A 19,014-nucleotide genomic window follows, 5' to 3' on the forward strand; every position below is an offset into this window, starting at 1 on the left:
GCCGGGCAGAGTTCTACGCGGGTGACACGGATGCGTCGTACCTGGTGGGCGCGCAGGTACGGCGACTCGTTTAGATGTCCGGTGCATGGCGGCGGTGGTACAGCCACATGGCGGCGAATGCGAGGCCGGCGGTGCCGAGTGCGGATGCGCCCGCCTGTCGGGCCTCGGCTCCGCCGTCGTTCGACGGGCCCGGGTCGAGCGCCGCCTCGGCGGGAAGCCCCGGCAGCGGGGGCTCCTTGCAGGCAGGGTGGTAGGCCCAGTGGCAGTCCGGCATTGTTATGGACCCGGACCCGGACCCTGGCTCCGGGGCTAGTCGTGCCGACGCTTCGGTAGCGGTGAGCGTGGCAGCGCCCAGTGCGAGCGCGGACCCTGCGATGGCCCAGTACTTGCGGTTCATGATTCCTCCTTTCAGGTGGTCGCGGCGTACGAGTTCAGGTCGGGTGCGGCGCCGAGTGGTCGCGGCGTCGCTGTACGCCGAGGGTGATGCCGAGCGCGGCTCCACCGAGGGCGATGCCGCCGAGTGCGCCGAGAGCGATCGAGGTGGTATCGAGTGCAGTCGCTTGATTGACCGGTTCGACTGGTGCCGGTCCTGTGGCCGGCTGGTCGGCGTACCCGGGATAGCCGGACCCCTCGTCCGGCCACGGAGTAACTTGCTGCGTCGGCTGGGGATCGCCCGGACTCGCCGTCGCCGGTCCGCCAGTTGCGAAGGCGAAAGCGAAGGCGAAGGGGATGACTGCGATCGCCGTGATGCGGTGGTTCATGATTCGGTCTCCCTGTCCTCGAGTCCGGCGGGGCCGCTCGCTGCGGTCCGGGTACGCCGGTCGCTCGGTGTTCCTGTTGTCGCGCAAGGTGGTATCGCGACGCCTGAGCGCGGTATCACGGCGGTAACTCGGCCGTTGACGACCTGCTGTGGGAGGCCGACAGTCGAGGAGTGGGCATCGATGTACTGGGCCCGCTCACGATCGAGGGGGATCAGAAGGCTCTCGGGCGACGTGACCAAGTCGTGGTCGCAGCGGTGGCGGTGAACCCTGGGGAGGTCGTCAGTGCAGAGCAGCTCGCCGACGTGTTGTGGGGCGGCGAGCTGCTGCCGCCGTCATGGCAGAAGATCGTGCAGGGCTGTGTGGTCCGGCTTCGCAAGGTTCTCGGCGCGCATGCGATCGAAACGTTGCCGCTGGGGTACCGGCTCGTCGTTCCGCTCGATGAGATCGATGCGCAGCGATTCGATCGCGCGGTGGTACGGGCTCGTGAGCTGCTGGCGGCCGGCGAACCTGGCCGGGCGGAATCTCAGTGCGGACGAGTGGAGTCAGGCCTTCGGCGATCGGCCGTACGAGAAGACCTGCCCCTGAAGGGGCGTACGCCGGCCATCTGCGGGATCGGTGGTGTCGAAGGTCGGGTGTCCATTCGATCGACCGGTCGACCGATCTGCATCTGTGGGGAAGGAAACAGCTATGCAACAAACGCGTACATCCGGCCGCTGGCGGCGGTCGGTGAGACGGCTTGCCGCCGTGGCGGCCGTGTTGGTCCCGGTGGCGGCGGTCTCGGTCGTTGGTGCGGAGTCCGCCCAGGCGACGGGGTGCCGAACCAACGGGCACGTCTACCTGACGTCGGTGTACCCGACGAGCGTGCGGACCGAGGATCAGCCGGTCGACGGTGGCACTGACGACTACCAGATGTTCACCGGCGACTGGACTTCGTTCCGGGTCGGTGGCAATGGCCTGCGTTCGTACACCTCGCCGGCGTGGACCGTCGAGAGCAACGTGAGCGGGTCGTTCGTCTTCAATGGCCGAGTCGCCGGAAGCAACTGCGTCGCGAACGAGACGACGGTCGGCCTTGCCAGGCACACCGTTGCAGGAGAGGTCTGGACGGTCCGAGCGAACTACCTCACGGGCAACTCGGGGCGGTTCATCCAGAACCAGGCGCATTTCCGCATCTTCTTCGTCGACCCGCCCCCGCCCGACCCGTGGTATGAGCCGCCGTGCTACTACGCCGAGGCGTGCTTCTGAGCATGGAAGAACATCTGTGTGAGCCGAGCCGCGGACCGGCTCACACAGGTCCGGACGCCAGTACGAATCTGACGCAACAACTGCGCAGTCCAGCAGTTCATCTGTTCCGAATCACTGTCAGGGCCAACACCGAACTGAGGAGGGTCAGCATGTGCACGACACCCGAACACCGAACGATAGTGGCGATGCTGGCCGCGGGCAGTCCCGTTTGGTACGTCGCCGCGTTGACGAAAAGCGACCGGCACTACATCTACACAGTTGGTGCTCAGCACGGCTATCCGGATCGTGCCGCGATGACGCAGTCCCTCCGGCAATTCGCCGAGCCACGCTGAACCACCAGCCGATGGGGATCAGTGCGAGGCGCCGGCTCGGGCCGTCTTGGGGAGCAGGAAGCCGACCGCGAACGCGAGCAGGATTCCGCCGACGGTTGCGAGGAGCGCGGCCAGGGTCCCGTCGAGCGCAGCCAGGGCGCGGGTGGAGGGCTCTTCGTGGGCGACCTTGCCCATGAAGATGGAACCGATCACCGCGATACCGAGCGCGATACCCACCTGCTCGAGCGAGCCCAGCAGGCCCGTGGCCGAGCCGACCTCTTCGTCCCGGACGCCGCCCAGGATGATGTCGAACAGCGGGACGAAGACCATCCCCATACCGGCTCCGCCGATCAGGTTGGGCACCGCGAGATCCCAGTGCCCGACGTTCAGGCCGGCCAGCGTCAGTACGACGTACAGACCGATGAGGCCGATCGCCATCAGCGCGAGGCCGATGTGGAGCAGTTTGCGACCGTACTTCTGCATCGTGATCCCGGAGACCGCCGAGCCGATCAACGCCCCGAAGGCCCACGGCGCCATCGCCAGGCTCGCGTGGATCGGGGTGTAGCCGAGGCCGACCTGGAGGAACATGCCCAGGACGAACGTGCCGGCCATCGCACCGAAGAAGACCACCGCGAAGAACACGCCGGACAGGTACGAGCGACTCCGCAGCAGACGGGGCTCGATCAGAGCGCCGATGCGCTGCCGGCGGGACTGGTAGACGCCGAACCCGGCGAGCATCGGCACCGAGGCGACCAGGAGCGCCTTCGACCACAGCGGCCAGCCGATCTCGTGACCCTGCACCAGCGGATAGACCAGGGCGACCAGGCCGGCGCCGGCGATCAGCAGTCCGGGAACGTCCAGCGAGATCCGGCGGCCGGTGGGCTGGATGTTCGGCAGGTACTTGGCCGCGACGACGAAGGTGAAGATGCCGACCGGGATGTTCACCAGGAAGATCGCCCGCCAGCCGATCCCCAGCAGATCCGCGTCGAGCAGCGTGCCGCCGACGATCGGGCCGATCACCGCCGACAGACCCATCACCGGACCGAAGAACCCGAACGCCTTGGCTCGCTCGACCGGTTCGAACAGGTCCCGGGCCAGTCCGAAGCCCTGCGGCAACATGATCGCGGCGAACGCGCCCTGAGCGACGCGCGCGGCGATCAGCATCTCCGACGACACCGCCAGGCCGCACAGGAACGAGGTCACGGTGAATCCGCCGACGCCGATCAGCAGCGCGTGCTTGCGGCCGAGCAGGTCGCCGAGGCGGCCGCCGACGAGGAGCAGGACCGCCAGGGCCATCGTGTACCCGGCGGCCATCCACTGAAGGCTCGCGTAGGAGCCGCCGAGGTCGGCGCGGATGGCGGGGGCGGCGACGTTCATGACGGTCGAGTCGAGGAGATCCATCACCGACGCGGTGATGACCGCGGAGAAGGCGAACCAGCGGCTGCGGGGGCGACGCGGGGCCAGCTCGAGAGCGGAGCTACCGGGGAGTTCTGCGACTGCGGTCATCATCGGCTCCAGATCCAAACGGAACGAAATGTTCTGTTCCAACTCTAGCGGAACGGAGCATTCCGTTCAAGTGGTATCCTGGTGACATGACGAGAGCTCTCAGTGGCCGGCAGGCGCAGGCGGCCCGCAACGACGAAGTGATCCTGGCCGCGGCCCGGGCGGTGTTCATCGCCGATCCCGGTGCCCCGATCGCCGCCGTGGCGGAGCGCGCCGGTGTCGGTATCAGCGCGCTCTATCGGCGGTACGCGAGCAAGGAGGAGTTGCTCCGCAAACTCTGCAGCGATGGGCTGGGCAGGTACATCGAGGAGTCGGAGAAGGCTCTCGCCGATGACCGCGAGCCCTGGGTTGCGTTCGGAGCGTTCCTGCACGCGCTGGTCGACGCGGACACCAACTCACTGACCCAACGGCTCGCGGGAACGTTCACCCCGACGCCCGGCCTCTGGCAGGACGCCGCTCGGGCGGCTGAGCTGAACCAGGCCATCTACGCGCGGACGAAGGAGTACCTCCGGCCGGGGATCGTGGTCGAGGACTTCGCGGTGATCCTGGAGCAGATCACGTCGATCAAACTCGGCGACGAGGCTCGGACGAACCAGCTCCGGCATCGGTATCTCACCCTGATGCTGGAGGCGATGCATCGGCCCGGGGAACGACCGGGCAGCGGTTCGGAACTCCCGGGACCGCCACCCAGCAATGACGAACTGACCGACCGCTGGCGGGCCTGACTGGCGGGCCGGCAGGTGCTTGGCCCGCTGTCGGGGGCGTGAGACGGTGGGTTGATGTCGAGCGCTCTGCTGATCGTGGGTTCGGAGTCAGCGATGCCATCATCGGCCTGACCATCATCGCGATCGGTACGTCGGCCCCCGAACTGGTCACCACGATCGTCTCCACGCTCCGAGGCAACCGCGACATTGCCCTAGGCAACCTCCTCGGCTCCAGCGTCTACAACATCGCCATCATCCTCGGCGTCACGATCCTCGTAGCACCAGGCGCAGTCGAAGTCCCCGACGAGATCCTCGGCGGCGACCTCCTCCTCATGGTCGGCGCCGCAGTCGCCTGCATACCGGTCTTCATGTCAGGCCGCCGAATCACCCGAATCGAAGGCGGCGTGTTCGTCGCCGCGTACGTCGCCTACCTCGCCTGGCTCCTCGTCTCCCGTGCCTGAGCCGTCGGCGGGCGCGGGTGCGTCCGCCGACGGCTCACGGGTTAGGGACCGGTGACAGAGTTGACGATGACTGAGCCGGTGCCGATGGTGGCGTTGGTGTCGGTTTGGACCGTGAGGGTGCCGGTGATGGTGCGGCCGGCGCCGGGGTCGGCGTTGACGGTCAGGGTCGCGGTGGTTGACCACGACGAGCCGGATGGGTGATTGGCGTTGGTGTCTGGGCTCACCAGACTGCCGAGCGCCGGCGAGACGTAGGAGTCGACCAGGTCGTACGCCGTACTGCCGCTCGGCACGTTGAAGCCGTCTACCTCGATCCGGTAGAGGGCCGCTACCGGGTTGGCCAGCGTGACCTGTTCGACAGCTGTTGCGCCGCCGCTGGCGCCTACCAGGACGCACGTGGGAGCGCACCGATAGACGAGCAGGTCGATGTCCGCCTGTGGATCGGACGCGTTCCCGGTACGGATCGTGTACGACGTGACGCCCGCCGGCACCGTGACGTCGAACGTCTGCGTTGCCAGGTGGCCGATCGTCGGACGCTGGGTCTGTGCGCTGGCCAAGGCACCGCCACCAACAAGCCGGCCGGTGAATCCGGCGAGCTGGTTGGAGACCGTGTAATTACGGACGACCGGTACACCAAGCGCCGCGGACGACACCACGTCCGGGTTCGGCGAGATCGTCGTACCGAGGACGGTCGCGGACAGGTCGAACGGCGCCTCCTTGACGTCCGAGGTACGGCGTGCCTCGACGACGAGCTCCCAGACACCCGGCTGAGGGTTGACGACCGTACGGCTGTGCGGCGATCCACCGGCGCAGCCGGCGCCCGCATCCGGGTCGTAGCAACTCGTACTCGCGTTGCTGTCCACCGGCAGGCCCTGCGGGCTGTACCGCAGGAAGCGGATCTGTCCCGCGCCGGCCTGAGTGCCGCCGCCGGTCAGGTCGACCTTGAGCGCGCTCGCGCCGGGCGGCACCCGGACGAAGTAGCTGCGAGTCGCGTCCCGCCCGACCTTGCCGCTGGCTTGGAACGTGTACGCGTTGGCCGCCGTCAGGTCGGTCGGTACGAACACCGAGTTCATGGTCATCAGGTCGATGCCCGGTGTGGTCGGGTCGTCGAGTTGCAGGACCGCCGAGTGCGCGCCCGTACTGAACGGATTGATCTGCACGGCGAACGAAACCGGCTGGTTCAACGGCAGGAAGACCGCGGGTAGCGACGTAAAGGTGCCGTCGTTGCCCACCCACCGCACCAGGTGCGGCATCGGCAGGTTGCGCCCTGTCGTCCGGGTCAGCGTGTACGTGCGGACGTACTTGACCCCACGGGTGACGCCCTCACGATCGTGGATGCCGACACCGACGTTCGGCGTCGCCAGCTGACCGCTGAGCACCGTCTTCACCGGAACGGACGCGGTGATCGCGTTCGGCCGCTGCCCAGCACGAAGCTCCTTCCAAGCATCCGTCACCTGGACCAGGCCCGCGCCCTGCTCGTAGGCGCCAAGCTGACTTTGGTACGCCGCACTCGACCGGATCGCACTCCGCAACGCGGCCGCGGTCGGACGAGTCCCGAACGTCGCCTTGTAGGCACTGACCAGCAACGCGCCCGCGCCAGTGGTCTCCGGGGCGGCCATCGACGTGCCGTTCAGCATCGAGTAGCCGGGCGGCAGCGTGTACGTGCCGGCCACCGGACCACCGGGCTGCCAGAGCGGCGTGGTGGAGATCGCCGAACCCGGCGCGATGACGTCCGGCTTGAAGCCGCCGTCCTCCCGCGGGCCACGCGACGAGAACGGGTGCAAACCCTTGTTGTTCAAGGGATCTGAGCCATAGTTCGCGAGCCAGGTCGCCTTGGTGATGTACGACCCGACGGCGATCGAGTTGGTGGCCACCGCCGGATCGCCGACGGAGTTCGCCCCGGCGCCGCTGTTGCCGGCCGAGAGGAAGATCTGCATGTTGAACTCGTCGATCGTCCGGTTGTAGAGCTCCGCCCGGGCGTTGTTGCCGTCGTTGAGCCCCGGCAGACCGCCGATCGAGATGTTCACGACGTCGGCGCCGTTGTGCGCGGCGTACAGCACACCGTCGATCAGGCCGCTGCTGGTGCAGGAGGTGGTGGTCAGGCAGACCTTGACCGCCATCAGTTGTGCACCCGGGGCAGCACCGCTCATCTGGCCGCCGAACAGTCCGTTGGCCGCGGTGATACCGGCAACGTGGGTGCCGTGCTGCGCACCGGCGATGCCCAGGTTGACCACCGAGCCCGCATCCGAGTCCGGGTTGTACACCGATCGATCGGTCACCACGACGAACGGGACGCTCTCGTTGACGGCCGTCGCCGGGTTGTCGGTGCCGAGGTGACCCGTGTCGCGGTTGACCTTGAAGTCGATCATCGAGGTCTGGTCGGTGAAGTCGCCGTCCTGGTCGGTATCGACGTACACGCGTTTCGTCGTGCGGTCCTGCAGTACGCCGATCGCCTCAGCGGTCACGCCGTCCCGGTCGACGTCCCCGCCGAGCTCGCCCTGGGCCAGTTCGCCCGCCGCCTCACGGAGCAGACCGAGGGCGTACGGACCACCGGTCGCCGGCGCGGTCCAGGTCCGGCCGCCGGCCGTGAACGTGCCGTTGAATCGTCCGGTCGTACTGATCCACGTCGCGTCACCCGAGGTCGGGGAGTTCGCGTTGTACCAGTCAACGATCTTCGGCAGACCCGTCGTCGTGGTCTTCAGGGCCGGTACGTCGAGATCGATACCCGAGTCCAGGATCGCGATCTTGGTGCCGCGACCGTCCCACTTCGGGTTCGCCAGCGCGAACTGCGCGGCCTGCGTGTCACCGGTCGGCAGGTATGGGTTGACGCGCGGTGTGGTCGCGCTGGGCGGCGTCTGCGGGATCGGCAGCTGAGTCCCGTCCGGCTGCGGATCGTCCATCTTGAACAGGCCGTCGACGTCGACCGCCTCGACCGCGCTCGCCTTGGCGGCTTGCTCGGCCTTCCCGACGGGCATCTCGACCTTGAGGTAGTCGACGGCGGCGTCGGACTTCAGCACGACGCCACCGAGAGCGCGGAGTTGGTCCGCGGCGGCCGACAAGTGGTCGCGTTCAGCCGCGACCAACAGCGTCACGGTCTTCTTGCCCGCGGCCTGTGCCGCGGCGAGCCTGGCCCGGTCGGCATCGCCGAGGTCCTGGTCCGATTTCGGATGTGGATCGGTTGCGGTGGCGGCGGCACTGCCGGTTCCCCCCGGTCGTGCCGCGGCCCCTGGAACTGTGGTGACGGTGGCGGTTGCCAACCCGAGCACCGCGGCGAACACGGCCGCAAGCCGCGCCTTCCGGCGGTACGCAGGCATCGTTGACAGAGACATGGTGGCGGTCCTCCCCTGGCCCGATGAGCTGCCAGCAGTGGACCTTGTCACCCTCACGAGCGCAAGACCTGGCCCCAAACTGCTTCGCCGTACGCTCGCGCCGGCAAGGCACGGCGAACCGACGGCGGACGTGGCACCGCCCGCCGTCGGTTCTGTCGTGCGGTCAGTCGATGACGCGGAAGCCGTTGCGTGCGCCCAGTTTCGTCAGGCTCTGCCTCCCTGGGATGCCGTCGAACGGCGGTGGGACCGTGGCCTTCTGGAAGAGCGCGTAGGCCTTGCGGAACTCGGTACCGGCGTAGCCGTCGACGAACTCCGCCGCCTTGAGGCCCTGGTGCCGCAGCGCCTTCTCGACGATCAGTACGTCGCGCTCGTGCAGCCCGTCCCCACTCGGACGGAACTGGTCACGGCGGGCGGCGTCGATGACGTTGCTGAGGTCGACGACCGGCAGCTGTGCTGGGGCATTGGGCCGCCAGACCCGGACTCCGTTGACGTCCTCGCTCCAGCCACGGTACCGGTGTCCCCAGGTGCGGGTGATGAACGAGATCGCGACCTTGTCGATCTTGCCGTGCCGCTTGATGTCGTTGCTGAAGCACATCCCGTCGCCGGCGCTGATGGCGACGTGGCCGTCACCTCCGTTGGTCCACCAGACGGGGACTCCGAGCGGTGGCGTACCGGTTGTGCCGTGCCTGAGATCGGCCCCGAAGTAGCCCTTCTCGGCCGACCCGTACAGCGGTCCGACGTTGAAGCAACGCCGGACGAAGACCAGACACTGGCGGAACCAATCCTGGGACGGGTTGGCCACCTGTCCCTTCGCGAAGTCGATCGCGGCCTGCCCGGTGCGGATCGCCATCTCACTCATCCCCTTCCGGATCGACCTCGTCGGCCGACTTCACGACATCGTCGGGCCGCGTCTCCTGACCAGGCTCCTCGCCCGGTTCCAGCGCGGTCTCATCGCTGTTCCCGACCGGCTCGGCGAACTCGCTGTCGAGCGCCGGGTCATCGGCCATCACTCCCGCCGACTTGCTCAACGGCAGCAGCGTACTTTCGTCCAGCACGTCGACAGATTGCGAACTGTCGACCACTACTTCGCTCATTGCGAAACCTCCCCCTGTTTGCTGTTCCTCCCACAACTACGCTCACGCCACCCCTGCGACATCCGAGGGAAACCCTCAGATCGGCGGCAAGAACCCTCAGATTCTCAGCCGGCCTCAAACCGCTTTGCACGCCGAGCAGGCGGCCAGGCTCGTGTCACACCTGGGCGGCAAGGACTAGAGGGCGCCGGAGATGGCGGTCTTGCGGAGGTCGGCGCGGTAGGCCTCCAGCGCGATCAGCTCGCCGAACATCCGGTTGTAGTCGTCGGCGCGATCGATCGGATTCGTGCGCTGCAGCTTGGATTTCAGGTCCTGGATCCGGCGCGCACAGGTCAGCTCCTGCAACCGGGCGAGCAACGCCTGCGCGTACGGTTCGTCGGGTTCACGCCCGAGCCGCAACGGATCCACAGCCAGCGCGCTCACCACCGCCGCGGCCGGATCGTTGCCAATGGCATCGCGTACGGCGACCACCCACGCCTCACCGGGAGCCGCGGCCGCCGGACCACCCGCCTTCGCCATCGCGACCCGGACGGCGGCCAGCCACGGATGCGTGAAGTCGTGGTCGTCGAGCTCGTCGAAGGCGACCCCGACCAGCAGCGGATACTGCATCGCGACCTTCAGCGCGTCCCACTCGATCACGAACCGCTGGTCCCGCGGCGACGGGATCTCGACGCGAGGAGGCGGCGGCTGAGCCCCCTCCAGCGGCTGCCCGCCCTGACCACGATCATTGTGAACACGGTCGGTCGGTGCCGCACCTCGCGAGGCCGCCCGGTGGACCTCGGACCGGACCTGGTCGACCTCCATGCCGAGCTGCCCGGCCAGTTCGCGGGTGAAGGCGTCCACCTTCGACCGGTCGCGGATGCTGATCACCAGACGCGCCGCCTCCCGCAGCGCGTCGATCCGCGTGTCCGCGCGATCCAGGTCGTACTTCGACAGCACATTCGTCAGCACGAAGCGGTACAGCGGAACCCGCCGGCCGATGAGCTCCCGGACCGCGGCATCACCCTTCTGCAGCCGCAGGTCGCACGGATCCAGTCCGTCCGGCTCGACCGCGACGTACGTCTGCGAGGCGAAGGCCTGGTCGCCGGCGAAGGCCTTGAGCGCCGCGCGCTGACCGGCCTCGTCACCATCGAAGGTGAAGATCACCTCGCCGCGGAACTGGTCGTGGTCGAGCAGCAACTGCCGCAGGACCCGCGCGTGATCCTCGCCGAACGACGTCCCACACGTGGCGACCGCCGTCTGTACGCCGGCCAGGTGGCAGGCCATCACGTCGGTGTAGCCCTCGACGACCACGGCCTGGCGGCCCTTCGCGATCTCGCGGCGGGCGAGGTCGACGCCGTACAGGACCTTGGACTTCTTGTAGATCGGGGTCTCGGGAGTGTTCAGGTACTTCGCTTCGATCCGGTCGTCGTCGAAGAGCCGGCGGGCACCGAACCCGATCACGTCCGAGGACGCGTCCCGGATCGGCCACATCAGCCGGCCGCGGAACCGGTCGTACAGGCCGCGCTGACCCTCGGCGGACAAGCCGGACGAGACCAGCTCCGCGTTCGTGAAGCCGCGGCCGCGCAGGTGGTTGGTCAGCGCCTCACCACCGCGCGGCGAGAACCCGACCCCGAAGTGGACGGCGGCGTCCTTGTCGAAGCCGCGCTGGTCCAGGAACTGCCGGCCGGACGACGCGTCGGCCGCGCCGAACAGCTGCTCGACGTAATACTCCGCGGCGACCTTGTGCGCCTCGACCAGCCGGGGCCGCTGGTTGCCCGGGCCCCGCTGGATCGGCGCGCCGGAGTCGTCGTACCGCAACTGGATGCCGACCTTCGAGGCCAGGGTCTCGACCGCTTCGGAGAAGCTGATCTGGTCGATCTTCTGGATGAAGTCGATGACGTCGCCGCCCTCTTGGCAGCCGAAGCAGTAGAAGAACCCGCGCGCCGGGGTGACGTTGAACGACGGCGATTTCTCGTCGTGGAACGGGCACAACCCCTTGAGCGAACCACCGCCGGCGTTCTTCAAGGTCACGTACGAGCCGACGATGTCGTCGATCCGGGCCCGCTCGCGCACCAGCGCGATGTCCTCGTCCTTGATCCGGCCTGCCACCCCGCGAGTCTACGACGCGGGCGGGGTGGACTTAACCTGGATACCGTGCCGCGTACTCTTCGCCCTGGTCAAAAGTCCGAGCTCTACGTCGTCGAGGTGGACACCGGCGAGCGCCGCCTGGTCTACAGCTCCGCCGATCTCCTCTTCGAAGCGCCCAACTGGACGCCCGGCGGGGAGCTGATCGTCAACGGGGACGGACGGCTGTTCCGGGTCGACGGTGGGCTCGAGGAGATCGATCTCGGCGGGGTGCCGGCGATCAACAACGACCACGTGGTCAGTCCGGACGGGACGACGGTCTACGTGTCGGCAGACGACGGACATCTGTACGCCGTACCGCTCGAAGGCGGATTGCCTCGCCGGGTGACCAACGATCGGGGACCCGGGTTTCACCACTACCTGCATGGGGTTTCGCCGGACGGCGCGACGTTGGCGTACATCGGGTTGGAGCAGGTGGACGGTCGCCGGATCACCAATGTGTGGACGATTCCGGCGGCCGGCGGGGACGACGTACAGCTCACCGATGACGAGCACGCGGACGACGGGTCCGAGTACAGCCCGGACGGGAAGTGGATCTACTTCAACTCTGAGCGGGCGTCGACCACGCCGGGACACGCGCAGCTGTTCCGGATCGCGGCCGGCGGTGGCGCGGCCGAGCAACTGACGTTCGACGAGCGGGTCAACTGGTTCCCGCATCCCGCGCCGGACGGGTCGGCGATCGTCTACGTCAGCTTCCCTCCCGGTGTCCAGGGGCATCCAGCTGACATTGCCGACGTACGCCTGCGGCTGCTCACCGCCGAGGGCGAGATCCGGGAGATCGCGACGCTGTTCGGCGGCCAGGGCACGATGAACGTGCCGAGCTGGTCGCCGGACAGCAGACAGTTCGCGTACGTCGCTTACCCGATCTAGGGGCTTAGATGTCCACGAGCTCCACCGAGGTGTCGGCGAGGCGGGCCGGGTCGACCTGCTTGCCGGAGCGGATCAGGTCCTGGATGGCGTCGGTCGCGCCCCAGGTGTTGACGTGCATGCCGGCCAGCACGTGCCGGTCGTCGTCCACCCAGAACGCGACGTAGGCGCCGGACTTCGGGTCACCCCGCAGCACGACCTGGTACGACGTTCCGTGCGGGACGTAGCCGGCGTACTCCATGCCCAGGTCGAACTGGTCGGTGAAGAAGAACGGGATCGCGTCGTGCGCGACGTCCTGGCCGAGCATCGCCTTGGCCGCCGACTTGCCGGTGTCCTTGGCGTTCTGCCAGTGCTCGACCCGCACCGGCCCGCCGAACAGCGGGTGGTCCCAGCGCACCACATCGCCCGCGGCGTACACGTCCTCGGCCGACGTCCGCAGATCCGGACCGGTCACGATGCCCGAGCCGTTCTCACGGGTCGCGACCTCGATGCCGGCGTCCGCGGCCAGCTCGACGTTCGGCTGGACGCCGACGCCGACGACCACCAGTTCCGCCGGAAGCACCTCGTCGCCGGCGAGCCGCACCCCGGTCACCTTGTCGGTGCCCTCGAAGCCCTCGACCCTGGCGCCGAACCGGAACTGGACCCCGTGCTGCCGGTGGAACTCGGCGAACAACTCCCCGACCTCCTCCCCGAGGACCGCGGCCAGCGCAGTCGACTGCGGCTCGACGACCGTGACCTCGCAGCCGCGCTCTCGGGCGGCCGATGCCGCCTCCAGCCCGATCCAGCCGGCGCCGACCACGACGACGCGCGGCTTGGCGGCGTACGCGTCGGTCAGCGCCTGCGACTCCTCGGCCGTCCGCAGGTAGTTGATGCCCGGCAGGTCGGCACCCGGTACGTCGAGCTTCCGGACCCGGCTGCCCGTGGAGATCAGCAGCTTGCCGTACGACACCTGTGAACCGTCGTCCACGGTGACGGTGTGGGCCGCGGGGTCGATCGCCGTGACGGTCCGGCCGAGACGCAGTTCGACGTTGTTGTCGTCGTACCACTGCTGGTCATGCAACTGGGCGACGTCGGTCTGGTCCTTGCCGAGCAGCACCCCCTTGGACAACGGCGGTCGCTCGTACGGCAGTGCGCTCTCACTGCCGATCAGGACGATGCCGCCGGTCCAGCCTTCGGTCCGCAGCGTCTCCGCCGCGGTCGCACCCGCAAGGCTCGCACCAACGATGACCATGGCCTGCTGATCTGCGTCACTCATGCAGCCGACTCTAGTGCGCGAAGCCTTGTCGCGTGGTCACTGAGTCACTACCGTGGCGGAGGACATCATACGTCCTATGTCCTCCGGGAGTCTCATGCGCGCCTTCCCACCCGGCCGCCTCGCGGCCGCCGCCCTGTTCGTGCTCGGATCCCTCACCACACTCACCACCTTCGCCGCCTCGCCGCCGGCCGCGGTCGCAGTCGCCGCGCAGCCCGCGACGCCCGACGCCTCGGCGCCGTTCGTCGAGGACAACGTGCTGTTCCAGCAGAAGACCGACGGGTACTCGTGCTTCCGCATCCCCGCGATCGTCCGCGCGAAGGACGGCACGGTGCTCGCGTTCGCCGAGGGCCGGGTCGCGGACTGTGGCGACGACGGCGACATCGACATCGTCCTGCGCAAGTCACCGGACGGCGGCAAGACCTGGGGACCACTCCAGGTGGTCTCGGACGGCAACGGCGGTACGCACGGCAACCCGGTGCCGATTGTTGACAATCAGACTGGTCGGATTGTCCTCATTACTACGCACAACGGCCCCGAGCCCTGCACGAACGGTTGCGATCGCGACCCGTACGTCCAGACCAGCGACGACTCCGGCACGACCTGGACGGCGCCTCGCGAGCTCACCGACGCCAAGCTGCCGAGCTGGAACTTCTGGTACGCGACCGGCCCGATGCACGGCATCCAGCTCCAGCACGGCGAGCACGCCGGCCGACTGGTCGTCGGCGCCAACTTCGAGACGTACGACGGCGTCGGTCCGCACGTCTACGGCACGCATCTGCTCTACAGCGACGACTCCGGCCAGAGCTGGCACATCGGCGCGACCACCTCCCGCGACGACGGCACGGTGATCGCCCAGGAGGTGACCGTGGTCGAGTTGACCGACGGCCGGATCTACGCGCTGGCCCGCGAACGCGGCACCGACCCGGGCAGTCGCGCGTACGCGATCAGCAGCGATGGCGGCGACACCTTCGACGCACGCTTCCGGACGTTGCCAAAACTCGTGATGCCCGATGTCCAAGGTTCCTTGCTGCGCTTCAGCGCCCGCAACGAAGGCGATCGGCGCAACCGGATCCTGTTCTCCGCGCCGGCCCATCCGGCGGCCCGCGAGGTGATGACGGTGCGTTCGTCGTACGACGAGGCTCGGACCTGGGACACGTGGCAGCAGGGCAAGGTCTTCTACTGGGGTCCGACGGCGTACTCGGACATGGTCCGGCTCGACGGCGACCAGGCCGGGCTGCTCTACGAGGCGGGCGTCGCGAACCCGTACGAGACGATCCGGTACGCACGCTTCAACGAGGCGTACCTGTCGACACCGAACGGCACTCCCCCGGGCATTCCGGGGCCGCCCGCACCCGGGCCGCTCACACCTGACGTGGGCCCGGCCCACAATCCGGCGTACGTCCGTGGTGGGGCGACTGTTGCCCCGGGCAAGTTCGGCACCGGCCTGGCGCTCGATGGGGTGGACGATCGGGTCGAGGTGCCGTTCGACCGCTCGATCGATCTCGGCGCGGACGACTTCACGATGATGGCGTGGATCAAGTACGGCGCCACCACCGGATCCCACGCGATCCTGTGGGCCTTCCGCACCGGGTCGGGAACAACACCGCAGGTCTGGCTGCGAGCAGAGCCGGAGAGCAACCGAATCCGGGCGCTTCTGGCGGTCGACCGTTTCAACATCACTGTGCAGTCGGCGTCGGCGTACAACGACAACCAATGGCACCACGTGGTGCTCCAACGGACCGGGGGGAAGTTGAGATTGCTGGTCGACGGGGTCGAGGTCGGCTCCGCCACCGCACCACCCGGGTCGGTGACGGCCGGCAAGGAGTTCGGTGTGCAAGGCATCCATATCGGACAGCGAGTCGATGGTGTCAACCGCTTCCAGGGCAGCGTCGACGAGGTCCGCGTCTACCGCCGCGCACTCTCCACGACCGAGCTCGACCAGATCCGCCAGACCAACAAGCCCATCCGCTCGCAGCTCGGCCTCGATCTCCCGTTCAGCTCGGTCGGCTGACCAACTGTGAGTGCCAGGCCTGGGCCGAGGGGTCGGTGAGGGAGGCTACCTGGTCGACGATGACGCGGAGACGAGCGTGATCGTCGGTGGCCTCGGTGAAGTCGCTACGGAAGGCGGCGTCCAGGTGCAGGGGCGCCGTCTTCCACAAGGCTTCGACGAGCTCGGTGAGCAGCTCGCGCTGCAAGGCGCGGCGGGCCTGGCGTTCGGGTGAGTTGAGGACGTGGAACATGCCGATGCCCTTGAGCAGCCCGATCTCTACCCGGACGCCGTCGGGGACGACCAGGTCGGCCTCGTAGCGGATCAGGCGGGAGCGGCCGAAGACGGCGTGCGTGGCCTGCTCGGCCGCGGTGGCGAAGCGGCCGATCAGTTGGCTGGTCAGGTCTTTCAGCCCACCGAGCGCTCGCCGGCTGTCGTCGAACGGGCCGCCCGGCCAGTAGTTCAGCGACGTGAGCCGCGTCCACCCCTCGTCCAGGTCCGCGTCGGTTGCCTCTGGCAAGTACAACTGCCGGACGATCTCCCAGTACGGCGCCCGGTCGGCGCCGACCGCGGCGAGATCGATGTGGTGGGCAACGATCCCGTCCTCGACGTCGTGCACCGAGTAGGCCACGTCGTCGGCGAAATCCATCACCTGCGCCTCCAGGCAGCGGCGCTCGCCGACGCCCGGACGCAACCACGTGAAGACCGCGAGATCGTCGTCGTACACCCCGAACTTGCGCTCGCCGGCCCGCCGCGGCCACGGATACTTCGTCGCGGCGTCAAGCGTCGCGCGGCTGAGGTTGAGGCCGACACTGCGGCCGTCGGAGTCGAAGGTCTTCGACTCCAGCCGGGTCAGCAATCGCAACGTCTGCGCGTTCCCCTCGAACCCGCCGATCTCCGCGGCGACCTGGTCGAGCGCCCGCTCGCCGTTGTGCCCGAACGGCGGATGCCCCAGGTCGTGCGACAGGCAAGCGGCGTCCACGATGTCCGGATCGCAGCCGAGCGTCGCGGCCAGCTCGCGACCGATCTGCGCGACCTCGAGGCTGTGGGTCAAACGATTGCGGACGAAGTCGTCACTACCGGCCGTCACCACCTGCGTCTTGGCCGCCAGCCGCCGCAACGCCGCACTGTGCAGTACGCGCGCGCGATCACGAGCGAAGGCTGTCCGCCCCGGCCGCTTGACCGGCTCGGCGACCCATCGCTCGGCGTCATGCTCGTCGTACCACTCATGCTGCTTCCTCATCACTGCTCACAGTAGCGGCCATCACCGACAGTTCGGTGAACACATGTCACGCAGAGCGCATCGGCTCCGACGTTCCGGGTACCAGGTAATCGACGGAAGGAAAGTAGTCGTGGTTGACGAACGAAGGTCAAGCCTGCCGGAGGTAGTCGATCGGACCGCGTTCGAGACGGAACTGGACGCTCTGCGCGTACGGGAGAAGGCACACACCCACGAGGGTGATGCGATCGCGGCGGCTCGCCGGCGCCTCCCCATGGTCGAGGTGGACGCGCGCATCGAACTGGTCGGACCCAAGGGACCACTCACCCTGCTCGACGCCTTCGAAGGACGCAAGCAACTCATCGCCTACTACTTCATGTGGCACACCGGCCACCCCGCGGCCGAGCAGTGCCAGGGCTGCACGTGGTGCAACGGCAACGTCGCGGAACTGTCCTACCTGCACTCCCGCGACATCACGTACGCCGTCTTCTGCCAGGGCCCGTACGACGAGAGCCGCCGCTACCGCGATTTCATGGGCTGGACGATGCCGTGGTACTCGGCCGTGGACTCCCTCGACGAACTCCTCGTCGGGCGCAGGATCGGCAACATGCACCTGGTCTGTTACGTCCGCGACGGCGATCGCGTGTTCGAGACCTGGTGGACCACCATCCGCGGCGTCGAGGTGATGGACAACAGCTACTCGCTGATGGACCTCACCGTGTACGGGCGCCAGGAAGTACACGAGGACTCCCCCGACGGCCGGCCGCAGCAGTGGGAGGTCGGTGGCCTGACCGGCAACGGCCGCCCCATCTCGCAGTGGTCACGCCTGGAGGCCGGCCGCTCTGACGATCTCACCTGAGGGGCGTGAGTCGCCAGAGCGGTCTCCATCGGGCGTCAGGTGGAGACGCAGTAGCGGAGCCAGACGACGCCGCCCTCGAATACCTCGGTGCCGACCGGGTGCAGGTTCAGCTTCCGGGTGTCGCACCAGCGTCGGCCGGTGCCAACGAGCACCGGGTGGACCAGCAGGGCGAGCTCGTCGACCAGCCCGAGGTCGAGGAGCGCATTGACGAGCGCACCGCCGGAGTCGACGCGAACAGTCTGCACCCCACGCCGACCGAGGACATCGAGCACCTCGGCCAGGTCAACGTGCTCGTAGCCGGTGACGAGCTCGCGGGTCGTCGCATCAGGCGGTCGCGCCGGGGTCTGATCGGCGTACAAGGCAAGGACGTCGGACCAGTAGCCGAGCTGTCGCAGCGTCTCCCACTCGCGGACCCGCGCGCGACTGTCCACCACCGCGAGCAACGGACCATCGGGCTTCGGCCCTGGCCGAGGAGCGGCCCGTACGGCGATCTCCTGCGCGAGGATCGTGTCGGCGCCGGCCAGCGTGACGTCCTCCTGCCACAAGGTCGCGAGCGCGTAGAACCGCGCGAGGTCGACATCGAACCCCGACGTCACCCCGTCCAGCGAGACCGCCACCTGAGCCACCACCTGAGGCCGCATGCCGCCAACCTAGAGAAGCCCACCGACAACCTCACCAGGGCAACGTTGTGCCCGCAGTAGCTGCTGACTCCAGTCGGAAGCGGACCGCATGACGGGCCTGGTCGTAGGTGGTGTTGTCCTCGTGCAGGATCGACGCGAGGTTCGCCGCCTCGTAGTACGCGTTGAGGTCAAAGGCCAGGAGCTTCGGATCCCCGGCCAGCTCGCCGCGCTCGATCGCCTCGCTGATCATGGTCTCGATCAGATCCATCCACTCGCGATGCACAGCGGCGAGTGAGTCTTGCACCGCTCCCCCACGGGCCGCGTACTCGTGAGAGACCTTCTGGAAGAAGCACCCGCCCGGGAACACCCGGCTCTGCGAGTAGTCGAGCCAGTGCGCACTCAACGCCCAGACCCGCCCGAGCCCGGGCTCGACCTCGAACGCAGGCGTCACCACGTTGTCGGCGTAGATCCGTCGCGCGGCCCGGATCGTTGCGAGCTGCAACTCCTCCTTCGAGCCGAAGTGCGCGAACAGCCCGCTCTTGCTGATCCCCAGCTCGGTCGCGAGCCGCCCGATCGACAGCCCTTCGAGTCCGTCGACCGACGCGATGTCGACCGCCCGGCGCAGGACCGCGCGCCGGGTCTGGTCACCCCGCACCAACCGTCCGTCGACCTTCTCCACGG

Annotated in this window: 19 protein-coding genes; 8 read left to right on the forward strand and 11 right to left on the reverse strand. The window is 68.1% G+C overall.

The window, feature by feature from the left end; genetic code table 11:
- Window positions 1-70: 70 nt before the first annotated feature.
- Both ACZ3HV_RS27585 and ACZ3HV_RS27590 read right to left on the reverse strand, forming a co-directional pair.
- A complete protein-coding gene (locus tag ACZ3HV_RS27585) occupies window positions 71-397 on the reverse strand; it encodes a hypothetical protein (RefSeq protein WP_465688106.1) in 327 nt (108 codons plus the stop codon).
- A 34-nt stretch (window positions 398-431) separates the two neighbouring features.
- Window positions 432-761: a hypothetical protein gene (locus tag ACZ3HV_RS27590; RefSeq protein WP_465688108.1), complete on the reverse strand. Its 330-nt coding sequence runs from the start codon at window positions 759-761 to the stop codon at window positions 432-434.
- Between the two features lie 390 nt (window positions 762-1,151).
- Here ACZ3HV_RS27590 and ACZ3HV_RS27595 point away from each other — a divergent pair, with 390 nt between their 5' ends.
- The 3 genes from ACZ3HV_RS27595 to ACZ3HV_RS27605 all read left to right on the forward strand — a co-directional run bounded on the left by ACZ3HV_RS27595 (window position 1,152) and on the right by ACZ3HV_RS27605 (window position 2,335).
- Entirely contained in the window at window positions 1,152-1,346 is a 195-nt protein-coding gene (locus ACZ3HV_RS27595) for a hypothetical protein (protein WP_465688110.1), read from the forward strand.
- A 102-nt stretch (window positions 1,347-1,448) separates the two neighbouring features.
- Window positions 1,449-2,003 carry a hypothetical protein gene (locus tag ACZ3HV_RS27600; RefSeq protein WP_465688112.1) on the forward strand — a complete coding sequence of 185 codons (555 nt, stop codon included), beginning with the start codon at window positions 1,449-1,451 and terminating at the stop codon, window positions 2,001-2,003.
- Window positions 2,004-2,152: 149 nt separating this feature from the next.
- On the forward strand, window positions 2,153-2,335 hold the full coding sequence (locus ACZ3HV_RS27605; RefSeq protein WP_465688114.1) for a hypothetical protein: 183 nt from the start codon (window positions 2,153-2,155) through the stop codon (window positions 2,333-2,335).
- Between the two features lie 18 nt (window positions 2,336-2,353).
- Here the strand turns inward: ACZ3HV_RS27605 and ACZ3HV_RS27610 are convergent, their stop codons facing one another.
- Entirely contained in the window at window positions 2,354-3,820 is a 1,467-nt protein-coding gene (locus ACZ3HV_RS27610) for an MFS transporter (RefSeq protein ID WP_465688116.1), read from the reverse strand.
- 86 nt (window positions 3,821-3,906) lie between these two features.
- Between ACZ3HV_RS27610 and ACZ3HV_RS27615 the strand changes: the two genes are divergently transcribed.
- Both ACZ3HV_RS27615 and ACZ3HV_RS27620 read left to right on the forward strand, forming a co-directional pair.
- Window positions 3,907-4,542 (forward strand): TetR/AcrR family transcriptional regulator, encoded by a 636-nt coding sequence (locus tag ACZ3HV_RS27615; RefSeq protein WP_465688118.1) that lies wholly within the window; start codon window positions 3,907-3,909, stop codon window positions 4,540-4,542.
- 38 nt (window positions 4,543-4,580) lie between these two features.
- On the forward strand, window positions 4,581-4,982 hold the full coding sequence (locus ACZ3HV_RS27620; protein ID WP_465688120.1) for a sodium:calcium antiporter: 402 nt from the start codon (window positions 4,581-4,583) through the stop codon (window positions 4,980-4,982).
- A 41-nt stretch (window positions 4,983-5,023) separates the two neighbouring features.
- Here ACZ3HV_RS27620 and ACZ3HV_RS27625 read toward each other — a convergent pair whose 3' ends face one another.
- From ACZ3HV_RS27625 to dnaG, 4 genes are all read right to left on the reverse strand, one after another.
- Window positions 5,024-8,308, reverse strand: a complete 3,285-nt coding sequence (locus ACZ3HV_RS27625) for a S8 family serine peptidase (protein ID WP_465688122.1) — start codon at window positions 8,306-8,308, stop codon at window positions 5,024-5,026.
- A 163-nt stretch (window positions 8,309-8,471) separates the two neighbouring features.
- Entirely contained in the window at window positions 8,472-9,158 is a 687-nt protein-coding gene (locus ACZ3HV_RS27630; protein WP_465688124.1) for a peptidoglycan-binding domain-containing protein, read from the reverse strand.
- A gap of 1 nt (window position 9,159) precedes the next feature.
- Entirely contained in the window at window positions 9,160-9,402 is a 243-nt protein-coding gene (locus ACZ3HV_RS27635; protein ID WP_465688126.1) for a hypothetical protein, read from the reverse strand.
- A 174-nt stretch (window positions 9,403-9,576) separates the two neighbouring features.
- Window positions 9,577-11,490, reverse strand: a complete 1,914-nt coding sequence (gene dnaG / locus ACZ3HV_RS27640) for a DNA primase (protein ID WP_465688128.1) — start codon at window positions 11,488-11,490, stop codon at window positions 9,577-9,579.
- Between the two features lie 45 nt (window positions 11,491-11,535).
- On the opposite strand from dnaG, the gene ACZ3HV_RS27645 reads away from it, so the two are divergent.
- Window positions 11,536-12,396 carry a TolB family protein gene (locus ACZ3HV_RS27645; RefSeq protein ID WP_465688130.1) on the forward strand — a complete coding sequence of 287 codons (861 nt, stop codon included), beginning with the start codon at window positions 11,536-11,538 and terminating at the stop codon, window positions 12,394-12,396.
- A 4-nt stretch (window positions 12,397-12,400) separates the two neighbouring features.
- On the opposite strand, the gene ACZ3HV_RS27650 is transcribed toward ACZ3HV_RS27645, so the two are convergent.
- Entirely contained in the window at window positions 12,401-13,648 is a 1,248-nt protein-coding gene (locus ACZ3HV_RS27650; RefSeq protein WP_465688132.1) for an NAD(P)/FAD-dependent oxidoreductase, read from the reverse strand.
- 76 nt (window positions 13,649-13,724) lie between these two features.
- Here ACZ3HV_RS27650 and ACZ3HV_RS27655 point away from each other — a divergent pair, with 76 nt between their 5' ends.
- Window positions 13,725-15,659 (forward strand): exo-alpha-sialidase, encoded by a 1,935-nt coding sequence (locus ACZ3HV_RS27655; protein WP_465688134.1) that lies wholly within the window; start codon window positions 13,725-13,727, stop codon window positions 15,657-15,659.
- Here ACZ3HV_RS27655 and ACZ3HV_RS27660 read toward each other — a convergent pair.
- Window positions 15,643-16,878 (reverse strand): deoxyguanosinetriphosphate triphosphohydrolase, encoded by a 1,236-nt coding sequence (locus ACZ3HV_RS27660; RefSeq protein ID WP_465688136.1) that lies wholly within the window; start codon window positions 16,876-16,878, stop codon window positions 15,643-15,645. The genes ACZ3HV_RS27655 and ACZ3HV_RS27660 overlap by 17 nt on opposite strands.
- A 109-nt stretch (window positions 16,879-16,987) precedes the next feature.
- On the opposite strand from ACZ3HV_RS27660, the gene ACZ3HV_RS27665 reads away from it, so the two are divergent.
- The gene (locus tag ACZ3HV_RS27665; protein ID WP_465688138.1) at window positions 16,988-17,713 is read left to right on the forward strand and encodes a DUF899 family protein; all 726 of its coding nucleotides are present in this window, start codon (window positions 16,988-16,990) and stop codon (window positions 17,711-17,713) included.
- Between the two features lie 35 nt (window positions 17,714-17,748).
- Here ACZ3HV_RS27665 and ACZ3HV_RS27670 read toward each other — a convergent pair whose 3' ends face one another.
- On the reverse strand, window positions 17,749-18,354 hold the full coding sequence (locus tag ACZ3HV_RS27670; RefSeq protein WP_465688140.1) for a dihydrofolate reductase family protein: 606 nt from the start codon (window positions 18,352-18,354) through the stop codon (window positions 17,749-17,751).
- 31 nt (window positions 18,355-18,385) lie between these two features.
- Window positions 18,386-19,012 carry a TetR/AcrR family transcriptional regulator gene (locus ACZ3HV_RS27675; protein WP_465688142.1) on the reverse strand — a complete coding sequence of 209 codons (627 nt, stop codon included), beginning with the start codon at window positions 19,010-19,012 and terminating at the stop codon, window positions 18,386-18,388.
- Window positions 19,013-19,014: the final 2 nt, after the last annotated feature.

The organism is Kribbella sp. NPDC020701, assembly GCF_055562215.1.